Origin of the sequence: Curtobacterium sp. MCBA15_005, assembly GCF_001864855.1 — a bacterium.
Taxonomy (GTDB): domain Bacteria; phylum Actinomycetota; class Actinomycetes; order Actinomycetales; family Microbacteriaceae; genus Curtobacterium; species Curtobacterium flaccumfaciens.
In genome coordinates, this window is the sequence record NZ_MJGL01000003.1 from 53,105 (window position 1) to 65,238 (window position 12,134).

Genomic DNA, 12,134 nt, shown 5'->3' on the forward strand with positions numbered 1-12,134 from the left:
GATCATCACGTGCCCGAGACCATGCACCGCCTGCTGCGGGAGATCCAGACCGCCGAGCCGTCGGTCGCGGCCGAGGCGATGGCCCGGACGCACATCACCCACGGGCTGTCGGTCGAACCGACGGACGCCGAGTTCGTGTTCGAGGAGCGCGTGCGCGGCACGGCACTGCTGTCGCTCGAGTCGACCCGGTGCACCGGGGTCCTCAGCGGCACGATCGAGCCGGGCGACGCGATGATGATCTTCTGGATGAAGTCCGGGGTCGCCCAGCTCGACGAGAACACCGTGAAGACCGGCCGCCCGACGCTCTTCCGTCAGGGTCCCCAGCGCTTCCGCTGGATCGCCTGCAACAAGGACGTCCTGCGCATCGACCGCTCGATCGTCGAGCAGGTCGCCGCCGAGCGCGGGGACTGGGCCCCCGGTCCCATCGAGTTCCGTCCGCGGCACGTCCCCGAGGGCGCCCCGCTCGCTGCCTGGTGGCTCATGGTGCGGTCCGTTGCACAAGAGGTGCTGGCCGGACCGGACGCCGTGCCGATCGAACGCGAGCGGGAGCTCGCCCGGTTCGCCGCCGGTGGTCTGCTCACCGCGATCCCGCACTGGCCGGTCGGGCAGCACGAGCCGGCGATGGCCTCCACCGCCCGCTTCGCCCGTGCCGAGACCTTCCTGCTCGAGCACGCCACCGAGCCGATCACTGTCGACGACGTCGCCGAGGCCGCCGGCCTGAGCGTGCGCGGCGTGCAGGCGGCGTTCCAGCGGCACCACGGCATCACCCCGACCATGTACCTGCGCCGCATCCGGCTGCTGCTCGCCCGCGAACAGCTCGAGTCGGGCGACGGGCGGAGCATCGCCGAGATCGCCCGGGCCACCGGGTTCGCCCACCTCGGCCGGTTCGCTGGGAGCTACCGCGAGGAGTTCGGCGAGCTGCCCCGGCAGACGGCGTCCACCGCGCGCGACGGCGCCCGCGCGTAGCCGAGCAGCCGCGCGGGCCCGCAAGAATCCGGGTTCTCGCTGACGGGCGACCCGAAGCACCTCACCATCGGCCGGGGCGTCTTCTGCAACCGGAACGTGACGGTCGAGGCCGTGGCCCCCGTGGCCCCCGTGACGATCGGCGCGAACACCGCGATCGGGATGCAGGTGCTCATCATGACGAGCCACCACGAGATCGACGCCGAGGGCCGCTGGAGCGACGTCGCGACCGGCCGCCCGGTGGTCGTCGAGGAGCACGTCTGGATCGGTGGCCGCGCCACGATCCTGCCCGGCGCCCACATCGAGCACGACGTCGTGGTCGCCGCCGGCGCCGTGGTCGTCGGCCGCCTGGCGGCGCACGGCGTCTACGCCGGCGTCCCCGCCAAGCGGATCCGTGAGCTCACCCCGTCCGCGCGGCCGCCGGTAGTGGACCCCACCGCCTGACGGCCTGGAGGCGCGTGGCGGCGCCGCCACGCGCCTCCCGTCCGGCGTTGGTGCTGCTTCGAAGACGCCGGCGTGCTGCTGTGACGCCGCCCCGCCGTCGAGACGCCGCCGGATGTGGAGGCGTCTCGACGACCTGGCGGCGCCGGACGAAGACGACGGCGTCTCCTTCCGCGGGGACGCGCACTCTGCCAGCATGATCACGACGCGGGCGACGGCGCCCGCGCAGGACGAGGGAGACCGTCATGACCGTTCGCCTCAACCCCTACCTCGGGTTCCGGAGCGGCGCCCGCGAAGCGCTCGAGTTCTACCACTCGGTCTTCGGTGGCACGCTCACCATCGGCACGTTCGGTGAAGCCGGCATGAGCCAGGACCCCGCCGACGCCGACAAGGTGATGCACGGGCAGCTCGACGGCGACCAGGGCCTGCTCCTGATGGCCTCGGACGCGCCGTCCGGCATGCCGACACCGGCGGAGAGCAGCATCTCGCTCTCGCTCAGCGGCGACGACCACGAACTGCTGACACGGTGGTGGAACGGCCTCGCCCAGGGCGCCACGATCGTCGAACCACTCACCACCGCGCCCTGGGGCGACACATTCGGCATGCTGACCGATCGCCACGGGGTGTCGTGGCTGGTCAACATCAGCGGCGCGACGAGCTGAGCGGCACCGAACCCACGCGTGCCGGCACCGGCCACCGCGGCACCCAGCACCGGACCTGCTCGGCGTAGCGGCGGAAGTCGTCGCCGAACCGTTCCGCCAGGTCGGATTCCTCGAGCGGGCGGACGATGCAGTTCCAGACCACGGAACCGGCGATCGCGTAGACGACGACCAGCCACGACGACAGCAGCAGGCCGACGGCGACGCCCTGGGTGATGCCGGCGAGTGCCATCGGGTTCCGTACCGACCGGTACGGCCCGGCGACCACCAGGCGGTTCGCGGTGGCCGAGGGCAGCGGCGTGCCCTCGCCCTTCGTCGACATCGCCGCCGCCGACGCGATGCCGAGCGCGCTGGCCAGCAGGAGCACGACCACACCGACGACGGTGAGGGCGGTGACGAAGGGTGTCGGCAGCTGCGGGTGCAGGCCCCAGCGGTGCTCCGCGAACGCGATGACCAGGGGGAGCACCCCGAGGAACAGGCCCCAGAAGACGACGATCTGCAGCACGGTCGCGGTGACGTGCCGGGAGCGCGGGGCCGCGGCATCAGCGGTCCGGATCCGCAGCGGACCGCTCGTCACCCACTCCGTCGGGACCCGTCCGAGCAGGACGAGGGCGAGGGCGACTGTCGAACCGACCGTGGCGGCCAGCATGACGAGCACGCCCCAGCCGGCCTCGCCGGCCACGGTGGCCCAGACGCTCAGGGCGACGAGCACCAGGGCGGTCCACACCGTCGTGACCACCGCGGCGGCTCGGACCCCGGCGGCGGCGAGAGCCGAGCCGACGACGAACAGCGGGACGTCGAACACGGCGACGAGCACCGGGTCGAGCGAGCCGAGCGTCGCCGTGCGGATCCACGGCACCGTCGCGACGGCGATCCACCAGGCCGCTCCGCCGACGGCTTGCAGCGCGTAGTACCGCCGGCCCCAGGACATGGGTGCACGGTAGCAGTGCGCGGCGAGGGCCCGGGCCGAGGGCGCCCTCGATCCCGCTGGTGGGTCAGTCGGTGTGGTTGATCTGTCCGAGCCAGCGGCCGAACGACGGGGTGCGCTCGTCGTGCAGGCTGGGCAGGACGGGCTTCGGCAGGCAGGTGCGCTCGTCGGTGACGGTTCCGGCGCCGGTGCTCTTGTGGAGGTCGAGGCTCATGGTGGGCTCCTTCGTGGTCGGTGGAGAGTTCGACACCGGGCGGGGCCGTTCCATTCCCACCCGGTGTCGTCGCGGTCCGGTGCAGCGCGGTCCGGCGCAGCGCGTTCCGGTGCGTCGCGTTCGGTTCAGGAGGTGCCGAGCTCGACCTTGATCCAGCCGGGTTCGCGTCGGTCGAACGCCTGGTAGGCAGCGACCGCGTCGGTGATCGGCTCGTGCTCGGTGATCAGGGCCGTCGGGTCGAACTGTCCGGCGGCCACCATGTCGATCAGCGGCGGGGTGACGGAGTGGTGGTCGCAGTTCCCCATCCGCACGGTCAGGTTCTTGAGCATCGCCTCGCCGATCGGGTAGTGCTCGGCCGTCGGTCCGTACACCCCGATGATCCCGATGCGGCCGTACTTCGCCACGCTCGCCACCGCCCAGCGAGCCACCTGCGAGGGGCCGTCACCGGGCTTCCACTGCTGCTGCGCACCGAAGCCGTCTGTCGCGGCATCGGGTGCGACCGCGGCGACCTCGGCGTCGAACGCCGCCGCCTGTTCCTGGTCGACCGCCGCCGGGCCGCGCTTCGGGCGTTCGGCGTCCACGCCGACTGCGTCGATCACGCAGTCCGCGCCGATGCCGTCGGTCAGCGACATGATCGTCTCGACCGGGTCCTCGGCGTTGTAGTCGACGACCTCGCAGTGCTGGGCGAGCGCGGCAGCGAGCCGGGTCTCCTCGCCGTCGACGACGATGACGCGGGCCGCACCCTGCTTGTACGCCGAGGCCGCCGCGAACTGTCCGACGATCCCGGCGCCGAACACCACCACGACGTCACCGCGCGTGACGCCCGCGAGCTCCGCGCCGAACCACCCCGTGGGGAAGATGTCGGACAGCAGGATCGCCTGCTCGTCGGAGACGGTGTCCGGGAGCGGGTGCATGGTGTTGCGGGCCCACGGGACGCGGACGTACTCGGCCTGCATGCCGTCCACCGGTCCGGTCGAGGCCGGGCCGCCGAAGAACGCGGTGCCCGCCTGCGGTCCGTTGCTGTTCGAGCGGTCGCACTGGGCGGTCTTGCCCATCCGGCAGTACCGGCAGGCACCGCAGGACACCGTGGAATTGATGACGACGCGGTCACCGGGGCTGAAGCCGCGCACCGCGTCCCCGACCTCGGTGACGACGCCGACGGCCTCGTGACCGAGGATGGTGCCCTCGACCATCGGCGCCATCGTGCCGCGGACGAAGTGCAGGTCGGTACCGCAGATCGCACTGCGGGTGATCCGGACGATCGCGTCCTCCGGGTCCTGGATCGTCGGCTCCGGGACCTCGTCGAGCCGGATGTCGCCGATGCCGTGCCACACGACTGCGCGCATGTGATGCCTCTTCCTGTTCGGGTGCGGGGTTCGCAGGGTCAGGAAACGCGCGAGGGGCTGGGCACGGTCGGAGGCGCATCCGCCCTGCGCAGTCGTCCAGCACCGTCGGGTTGTCTCGACGGCATGAGCGAGCACGACGACGAGCAGACCCGAGCCGACTTCGACGACGCGGTGAACATGACCGCCACCGAGCTGCGGAAGTGGCTCGACACCGACGAGTCGAAGTCCGTCGGGCAGAAGCCGTCCGGCGGCGGCGAGTCGACCGGCCACGAGAGCGGTCGGCACATCATCCGCATCCTCGAGAAGCACAAGGCCGACCGCACCGACGACGACCTGGCGCACATGCGGAAGGTCGTCGGCTACGTCGCCCGGCACTCGGAACAGCGTCCCGACGGCGACGTGCACGACACCCCCTGGCGGTACTCGCTCATGAACTGGGGCCACGACCCGGAGAAGCACTGACGGCATCGGGCAGAATGGGTGGCGTGAACGAGACGGGCATGCCGCGCTTCCGACGGATCTGGTCGACCGTGCAGGTCGGTGTCCTCGCGATCGCTGTCGCGTTCTGCGTCGTGATGCTCGTGATCGGGCAGGGCAAGCTCGACCGGGTGTACGCGGTCGCCGCGGTGTTCTTCGGACTCGCCCTGGTCGGGCACAGCACCTACCTGTGGCTCGTCGCCCGGGCGAACCGCCGTCCCTGAGCGGGCAGCGCGGGACCGACCGGGTCGGCTGCGGGGTCCCGGCTAGGCGTTCTGGTGGACCCGCAACCAGTCGATCGTCATCTGCTGCGGGAACCGCGTCGACACGTCCGGCGAACCTGGCCAGTTCCCGCCCACCGCGACGTTGAGGATCACGAAGAACGGCTTGTCGAACACCCACGTCGCCGAGCCGACGTCGGCCCGGGTGACCGTCCGGTACGCGACACCGTCGACCGTCCAGGTGATCGAACCGGGGCGCCAGACGACCCCGTACACGTGGAAGTCGTCGGCGAAGGCTGCTCCGGACGGGGCCGTGTACGCCGCCGAGATGCCCTGCGCGCCGGAGTACCCGGGCCCGTGCACCGTGCCGTGCACGATCCCCGGCTCGTACCCGACGTTCTCCATGACGTCGATCTCCCCGCACGCCGGCCACCCGACCTGCCCGATGTCCGCGCCGAGCATCCAGAACGCCGGCCAGATGCCCTGACCGCGGGGGATCCGTATCCGCGCCTCGATGCGGCCGTACTGCGCCGTGTAGGTGCTCTCGGACTTCAGTCGGGCCGACGAGTACGAGCCGTCGGCCTCGCGGTGTGCGGTGATCACGAGGTTGCCGGCCCCGTCGAGCGCCGCGTTCCGCCGCGAGTCCGTGTAGGTCTGCAGCTCGGCGTTGCCCCACCCGCCGGCACCCAGGTCGTACCGCCAGATCCCCGGGTTCGGCGCGCTGCCGGCCGGGCCGTCGAACTCGTCGGCGGCGAGCAGCACAGGGGCGGCAGCAGCCGCCGTGGTCGCTGCCTGCGCCGACCCGTCCGCGCCGATCGCCGTCGCGCCGAGGGCCGTCGTCGCGGCTCCGGCGAGTCCGAGCGTCATGAAGCGCCGTCGATCGATGTGCTGGTCCATTTCGTGCTCCCTGCAGCGCGATGGTGGTGTGGTCGTCGGATCATGCACCATCCGGACGAGTCAGACCAGGGCCGCACCGTGGTTGATCCGCCCCGCGCACACCGCAGCCGGCGCCGACGGACCCGTCACCCGAAGCGCATCGCCAGCGGCACGAGCAGGCCCGCGACCCAGACGAGCACCATCACGAGGGCGCCGACCGCGATGAGCCGTCGGCGACGCCGCAGCTTCGGGCTCCGCTCCTCGCCCCACATCTGTGCACGGACCAGCACCCGGTTCGCCTGCTCGACGACCTTCCGCACCTCGGGGTCGTCGACGTCGAGGACACCGGAGCGGGCGTGCTCGGCGATGACCGCGGCTTCGTCGACGGTCAGGTCGTCCTTGCGCATGCTCCATCTTCGCACCGCGCGCAGGGGTACGACCCGGCTGTGCGGGAACGGACCACGGCCGGGTACCAAGGACACATGGGACATCGGTACCGCGGGAAGATCGTCGTCATCACCGGAGCATCGAGCGGCATCGGGAGGGCCGCCGCACACGAGTTCGCCCGGCAGGGCGCCACGCTCGTGCTCGCCGCACGCGGGCACGACTCCCTCGAGGCCGCAGCCGCCGAGTGCCGGAAGCTCGGCGCCGAGGCGATCGCGATCCCGACGGACGTCGCCGACGAGCACCAGGTCAAGGACCTCATCGGCACGGTGACGACCCGCTTCGGTCGCATCGACGTCTTCGTCGGCAACGCGGCCCTGTTCGTCTACGGCCTGTTCGAGCAGACGCCCACCGAGGCGTTCAAGCGCGTCGTCGACACGAACCTGTACGGGCACCTCAACGCCGTCACGCACCTGCTGCCGCACTGGAAGCAGCGCGGGAAGGGCACCTACGTGCTCGTCGGCTCGATCCAGTCGCTGCTCTCGGCGCCGTACCAGTCGGCGTACGTGACGAGCAAGCACGCGGCCCTCGGCCTGGTCGACGTGCTCGGCGACGAGTTCGCGGGCACCGGCATCAGGTTCACCGCACTGCTGCCGTCCACGATCGACACCCCGATCTACCAGAACGGTGCCAACTACACCGGCAAGACCTCGCACCCGCTGCCGCCCACCGTCTCGGTCGAGCGGGCGGGCCGTGCCGTCGTGCAGGCAGCCACGCACCCCAAGCGTTACCGCTTCGTCGGACGGATCCAGGCCTCGCTCGTGCCGCTGCAGTACGTGTTCCCGGGCCTGTTCCACAAGATCACGAAGCCGATGGTGGAGACGTTCGCGCTCCGTGGCAAGGGCGCCCCGACCGACGGGAACCTCTACGCCCCCGCCGACGCCGCGAACGCGACGAACGGCGGCTGGGTCGCGAAGCGACGGCGCGTCACGCGCCCCGTGCTGTGGGCCGGAGCGCTCGTCGCGGTCGCGGCCGTCGCCCTGCGCCGACGCCGCTGACGGCCTGGAGGCACGGTGCCAGCCCGCACCGCGCCTCCCGTCCGCCCGTGCGTGCGTGCACAGCCGGGCGCACCTCCCCGAACCGGGCGTCCCTGCGGAACCGGGCGTACCTGCCGGAACCGGGCGTACCTGGCGGAACCGGGCGTACCTGCCGTGTTCTTCTTGGCAGGTACGCCCGATCTCGCCAGGTATCGCAGCCGTTCTGGGAAGGAACGGGCGACTAGAAGAGCTTCGCGCTCGCGCGCCGGGCACCCTCGCCGAGGGATTCGAGCTTCGCCGCGGCGATCTGCGGGTGCACGCGGCCGCCGAGGCCGCAGTCCGTGCCGGCGATGACGCGCTCACGCCCGACCACCGACGCGAACCGCTCGATGCGCTGTGCGACGAGGTCGGGGTGCTCGACGACGTTCGTGGCGTGGCCGACGACACCGGGGACGATGACCTTGCCCTCGGGCAGGGTGACGTCCTGCCAGACGGTCCACTCGTGCTCGTGGCGGGCGTTCGCGGCCTCGAACGAGTACGCGCCGGCGTCGATGTCGAGCATCAGGTCGACGATGTGGCGGAGCTCGATGTCGGTGGTGTGCGGGCCGTGCCAGGAACCCCAGCACAGGTGGAAGCGCACGCGGCTGGTGTCGAGGCCCCGCAGCGCGTGGTTGAGCGCCTCGACACGGATGCGGGTGAAGGCGCGGTAGTCCTCGATGCTCGGCTCGGGGTTGATCTGGTCCCAGTTCTCGGCGATCGAGGGGTCGTCGATCTGCAGCACGAGGCCGGCGTCGAGGATAGTCGTGTACTCCTCGCGCAGAGCGTCGGCCCACGCCCAGATGTGTTCTTCCTCCGTCGCGTAGTACTCGTTCGCGATGCGGGCGGCGGAACCGGGGGAGAGCGCCGTGATGAAGCCGTTGTCCGCGCCGGCGGCCTCGACCGCGTGCTTGAGGTTCGCGGCGTCGGTGGCCGCGGCCTCGTGGCCGGTGTAGGTGATCGGGCCGGTGGTGGTCGGGAACGCGGTGGCGTTCTTGCCGGTGCCGATACCCGACTCGGGGTCGGTGTAGGCGTCGTGGAAGATCGTCCAGTCGCGGCGGTCCGGGAAGCTCGTGAGCCGGATGTTCCCCGGCGTGGACCGGACCGGCTGTTGCGAGAAGATGTTCTCGTCGGTCAGGCTCAGGCCGCTGACGCGCTGGAACGAGTAGCCCCACCAGGCGCCGTAGTCGACGCTGTTCGACATCGCCTTGCCGAACTCGCCGTCGCCGGGCTGCGTGATGCCGAGCGCGGTCTGCCGGGCGACGACGTCGTCGACGGCCGCGCTCGTCAGGGCCCGGACCTCGTCGGTGGTCTCGAGTGTGAAGCCGTCGGCGGCCACGGGCCGTGCGGCGTTCGCGGCGATGAGCTCCGCGGTGCGGGGGAGCGATCCGGCGGTGGTGGCCTGGATGCGGTCGGTGTTCTCGAAGGGCATGCGCTGCCTTCCTCTCGATGGGTGCGGACTGTCGGGAGTCGGGGGCCGCGCGCGAGGCTTCGCGGTGCGCTGCAGTGCCACTCTGCCACGAGGGGTCCGGCCCGTTACGTTCCGCGACCACGGCTTCGTGCGGACGCCGAACGACAGGGTCGATGTCGTACGACCACGACTCAGTCGCCTGTTGCGCGCGCGGACAGTTGCAGGCGCGTCCGAACGACAGGATCGATGTCGTACGACGTCGACGGTGTCGTTCCTCGTCGACCAGCCCACCGCCCGCCCCCGCGCACACAACTGCCCCCGCGCGCGCCCGGCCACCGCCCGCCCGCACCCGCGCGACCCCCGCCGACGCACGGCGACACGATCGTCGCGCCGCCGGGCCACGCGTCGTACGGTCGACCCATGAGCACGACGACCCCGGCGAACGCCACGACCCCGACCACCACGACCGCACCGACCTTCGCCGAGTCGTGGACCACGTGGCACGACGACCACGAGCAGGCCCGAGCGAGCGAGCACGGGTTCCTCGCGATCACCAGCATCCGTTGGCTCACCGCCACGCCGGAACGCTTCGAGGACGCACCGGGCAGCTGGTCGACGGACGAGGACGGCCCGGTGGTCGCACTGGCCGAGGACGAGACGATCGAGGTCGACGGGCAGCAGGTCACAGGGACGCACCGGTTCGGCCCGCTGCCGGAGCGCTCGAGCACGAACGTGGTGTGGCGCGACGGCGAGGAGACCGTGGTGATCGAGGTCGCCCGGCGCGGCGGCAGCGACCTGCTGCGCCCGCGACACCCGTCAAACCCGACCCGCGTCGGCTACCACGGCACCCCGGCGTACGCCCCCGCTGAGCACTTCGTCGTGGACGCGCACTTCGAGCCGTTCGACACCCCGCGCGAGGTCACCGTGGGCAGCGTCGTCGACGGCCTGCTGCACGTGTACGAGGCCCCCGGCGTCCTGACGTTCGACCTCGACGGGCCGCGGTCGCTCCTGGCGTTCAACGGGCACGCCGGCGGCCTGCACGTGCTGTTCACCGACCGCACGAGCGGAGTCACGACGTACGCGGCGAACCGGAGTCTCGACATCGCCGCACCGGATGCCGACGGTGCCACCCGCATCGACTTCAACCGGTCGACGAACCTGCCGTGCGCGTACACCCCGCACGCGACCTGCCCGCTGCCGCCCGCCGAGAACCGGCTCGACGTGGCGATCGAGGCGGGCGAGCAACTACCCGCAGCCTGACCGCGGAGCACGCGCGGCCGCCGGGCGCGCACCGACGCAGCCGACCCGTCCACGAGAATGGGGGAGCCATGCCACGACCCACCTCCCGCATCCCGCTGAACACCCTCGCCGTCCCGTTCGGCCTCGCCGGCTTCGCCGAGACGTGGTCGTACGCCGCCCCCGTGCTGCACCTGCCCACCGTGGTGCCGCAGGTGTTCTGGGGGATCGCGGCCGTCGCGTGGGTGTGGCTGCTCGGTGCGCACGCCGTCCGGGGCGCACGCGTCAGCGAACGGCTCGTCGACCAGCTCCGCCACCCGGCGCAGGGGCCGATCGCCGCGCTCGTGCCCGCGACCGCGATGCTGCTCGGCGTCGACCTCGCGCGGTTCGCCCCCGTCGCCGGGCAGGTCGTGGTGCTCGCCGCCGTGGCCACCGCGGCTGGGTTCGCCGCCTGGCTGCTGAGCACCTGGTTCGAGGGCCGGCTCGCCCTGGAGTCCGTGCACGGCGGCTACCTGCTGCCGACCGTCGCCGCGGCCCTGGTCGCCTCGGTCGCCACGCACGAGGTCGGCGTCGGCTGGCTGTCCTGGCCGGCCCTCGGCGTCGGCGTGTTCTTCTGGGGCGTCATGACCGGCCTGCTGCTCATCCGGCTGGCGTTCCGACCGGCGCTGCCGGGGCCGCTCGTGCCGACGATGGCGATCCTGGTCGCGCCGCCGGCGGTCGCCACCCTGTCGGTGTTCGCACTCACCGACGGAGCGGTCACCCTGCCCGTGCAGGCCATCGCGGGGCTCGGCGTCCTGATGGTCCTCGTGCAGCTGGCCCTGCTGCCGCGGTACGTCCGCCTGGCGTTCTCGCTCGGGTTCTGGTCGTTCGTGTTCCCGGCCGCCGCGGTCGCCACCGCCGCAATGGAGTGGTTCCGGGCACTCGCGCTGCCGTCCGCCTGGATCCCCACCGCCGTGTTGCTGGCGCTGCTGAGCGTGCTCGTCGCGGTCGTCGGTGCCCGCTCGATCGGCCTCGCCGTGCACCACCTGCTCGGGCAGGCCGAACGGACCCTGCACGACGCCGACGACGAGGACGCCGCCCCCGGCCCGGTGACGGGCGCGACCCGCGTGGTCTGACGAGCGGCGCGGTCGGGCCGCGCAGGCGGCGGACGGGAGGCCCGTGGCGGCCCCGCCACGCGCCTCCCGTCAGGTCGCGGGGACGCGTCTCCAGCCGCTGGTCGCCCGCCAGGCGGGCGCGTCGAAGCGGAAGACGCTGCCCATGCCGGGCTGGTCGAGGGCGCGCGTGATCGGGACGCCGCGCAGGTGGGCCAGGAGCAGCGCGCCGACCGCACCGTGCGACACGATCGTGAGGTCGCCGGTGGAGCAGTGCCGGCGGACGGCTGCGACGATGCGCTCCTGGGCGTCGATCGCCCGCTCCCAGCCGCGGACCGACTGCTCGGGTCGGGCGAAGAACGCGTCGACGACGGCCTCGAACTCGGACGGCGGCAGGTAGCCGGTCGCGCTCCGGTCGATCTCGCCCAGCAGGGGGTCGTGCTCGACCGGCCGTCCGACGGCGCTGGCGAGCAGGTCGGCGGTCTCGACGGCCTTGCGCTCGGTGCTCGAGACGATCCGCCGGGAGCCCGGCGTCCAGGCGAGCCGGTGTGCGGCGGCGGCCCGGACGCGTCCCTCGGGCGACAGCCCCCACGACTCGATCGGGACCGCGGGGTCGACGACCACTTCAGCGTGGGTCAGGAACGACGAGACCATCCGGCGATCCTCGCACGGTGCGAGGTGCGCACCGAGCGACGCCGCCGTGCCCGACCGCCCCGCCTGTCGCCGGGCGAATGACGTGTCTCCTTCGCACGCAACTTGTCGCCGTGCGCGCGGGCGGGTTTCGCCACGGTCCTGTTCGCAAGGCCAGGACCGG

15 protein-coding genes are annotated in these 12,134 nt (G+C 72.2%); 8 read left to right on the plus strand and 7 right to left on the minus strand.

Going from position 1 to position 12,134, the window contains the following annotated elements:
* Positions 1–9 precede the first annotated feature (9 nt).
* From BIU89_RS01440 to BIU89_RS01450, 3 genes are all read left to right on the plus strand, one after another.
* Complete coding sequence (locus BIU89_RS01440) at positions 10–966, plus strand: AraC family transcriptional regulator (protein ID WP_027465414.1); 957 nt, start codon at positions 10–12, stop codon at positions 964–966.
* A gap of 111 nt (positions 967–1,077) precedes the next feature.
* The gene (locus tag BIU89_RS01445; RefSeq protein WP_139178725.1) at positions 1,078–1,407 is read left to right on the plus strand and encodes a DapH/DapD/GlmU-related protein; all 330 of its coding nucleotides are present in this window, start codon (positions 1,078–1,080) and stop codon (positions 1,405–1,407) included.
* Between the two features lie 242 nt (positions 1,408–1,649).
* Positions 1,650–2,066, plus strand: a complete 417-nt coding sequence (locus tag BIU89_RS01450; RefSeq protein WP_027465416.1) for a VOC family protein — start codon at positions 1,650–1,652, stop codon at positions 2,064–2,066.
* On the opposite strand, the gene BIU89_RS01455 is transcribed toward BIU89_RS01450, so the two are convergent.
* The 3 genes from BIU89_RS01455 to BIU89_RS01460 all read right to left on the minus strand — a co-directional run bounded on the left by BIU89_RS01455 (position 2,047) and on the right by BIU89_RS01460 (position 4,551).
* Positions 2,047–2,994, minus strand: a complete 948-nt coding sequence (locus BIU89_RS01455) for a methyltransferase family protein (protein WP_071244503.1) — start codon at positions 2,992–2,994, stop codon at positions 2,047–2,049. The genes BIU89_RS01450 and BIU89_RS01455 overlap by 20 nt on opposite strands.
* 64 nt (positions 2,995–3,058) lie before the next feature.
* The gene (locus BIU89_RS18335; protein WP_163343702.1) at positions 3,059–3,205 is read right to left on the minus strand and encodes a hypothetical protein; all 147 of its coding nucleotides are present in this window, start codon (positions 3,203–3,205) and stop codon (positions 3,059–3,061) included.
* A gap of 125 nt (positions 3,206–3,330) precedes the next feature.
* Positions 3,331–4,551, minus strand: coding sequence for an alcohol dehydrogenase catalytic domain-containing protein (locus tag BIU89_RS01460; RefSeq protein ID WP_071244505.1), 1,221 nt, complete (start codon positions 4,549–4,551; stop codon positions 3,331–3,333).
* Between the two features lie 123 nt (positions 4,552–4,674).
* On the opposite strand from BIU89_RS01460, the gene BIU89_RS01465 reads away from it, so the two are divergent.
* Complete coding sequence (locus tag BIU89_RS01465) at positions 4,675–5,013, plus strand: DUF3140 domain-containing protein (RefSeq protein ID WP_071244508.1); 339 nt, start codon at positions 4,675–4,677, stop codon at positions 5,011–5,013.
* Between the two features lie 23 nt (positions 5,014–5,036).
* Positions 5,037–5,252, plus strand: coding sequence for a hypothetical protein (locus BIU89_RS01470; protein WP_138803199.1), 216 nt, complete (start codon positions 5,037–5,039; stop codon positions 5,250–5,252).
* 42 nt (positions 5,253–5,294) lie between these two features.
* Here the strand turns inward: BIU89_RS01470 and BIU89_RS01475 are convergent, their stop codons facing one another.
* Positions 5,295–6,146, minus strand: coding sequence for a glycoside hydrolase family 16 protein (locus tag BIU89_RS01475; RefSeq protein WP_071244510.1), 852 nt, complete (start codon positions 6,144–6,146; stop codon positions 5,295–5,297).
* 125 nt (positions 6,147–6,271) lie between these two features.
* Complete coding sequence (locus BIU89_RS01480; RefSeq protein ID WP_027465422.1) at positions 6,272–6,532, minus strand: hypothetical protein; 261 nt, start codon at positions 6,530–6,532, stop codon at positions 6,272–6,274.
* A 75-nt stretch (positions 6,533–6,607) separates the two neighbouring features.
* Between BIU89_RS01480 and BIU89_RS01485 the strand changes: the two genes are divergently transcribed.
* Complete coding sequence (locus BIU89_RS01485) at positions 6,608–7,567, plus strand: SDR family NAD(P)-dependent oxidoreductase (protein WP_071244512.1); 960 nt, start codon at positions 6,608–6,610, stop codon at positions 7,565–7,567.
* Positions 7,568–7,787: 220 nt separating this feature from the next.
* Here the strand turns inward: BIU89_RS01485 and BIU89_RS01490 are convergent, their stop codons facing one another.
* Positions 7,788–9,014, minus strand: coding sequence for a cobalamin-independent methionine synthase II family protein (locus BIU89_RS01490; protein WP_071244513.1), 1,227 nt, complete (start codon positions 9,012–9,014; stop codon positions 7,788–7,790).
* Between the two features lie 399 nt (positions 9,015–9,413).
* Here BIU89_RS01490 and BIU89_RS01495 point away from each other — a divergent pair, with 399 nt between their 5' ends.
* Both BIU89_RS01495 and BIU89_RS01500 read left to right on the plus strand, forming a co-directional pair.
* Complete coding sequence (locus BIU89_RS01495; RefSeq protein WP_071244514.1) at positions 9,414–10,253, plus strand: DUF1684 domain-containing protein; 840 nt, start codon at positions 9,414–9,416, stop codon at positions 10,251–10,253.
* Between the two features lie 68 nt (positions 10,254–10,321).
* Positions 10,322–11,344 carry a transporter gene (locus BIU89_RS01500; protein ID WP_071244515.1) on the plus strand — a complete coding sequence of 341 codons (1,023 nt, stop codon included), beginning with the start codon at positions 10,322–10,324 and terminating at the stop codon, positions 11,342–11,344.
* A gap of 69 nt (positions 11,345–11,413) precedes the next feature.
* Here BIU89_RS01500 and BIU89_RS01505 read toward each other — a convergent pair whose 3' ends face one another.
* A complete protein-coding gene (locus tag BIU89_RS01505; protein WP_071244516.1) occupies positions 11,414–11,974 on the minus strand; it encodes a histidine phosphatase family protein in 561 nt (186 codons plus the stop codon).
* Positions 11,975–12,134 lie beyond the last annotated feature (160 nt).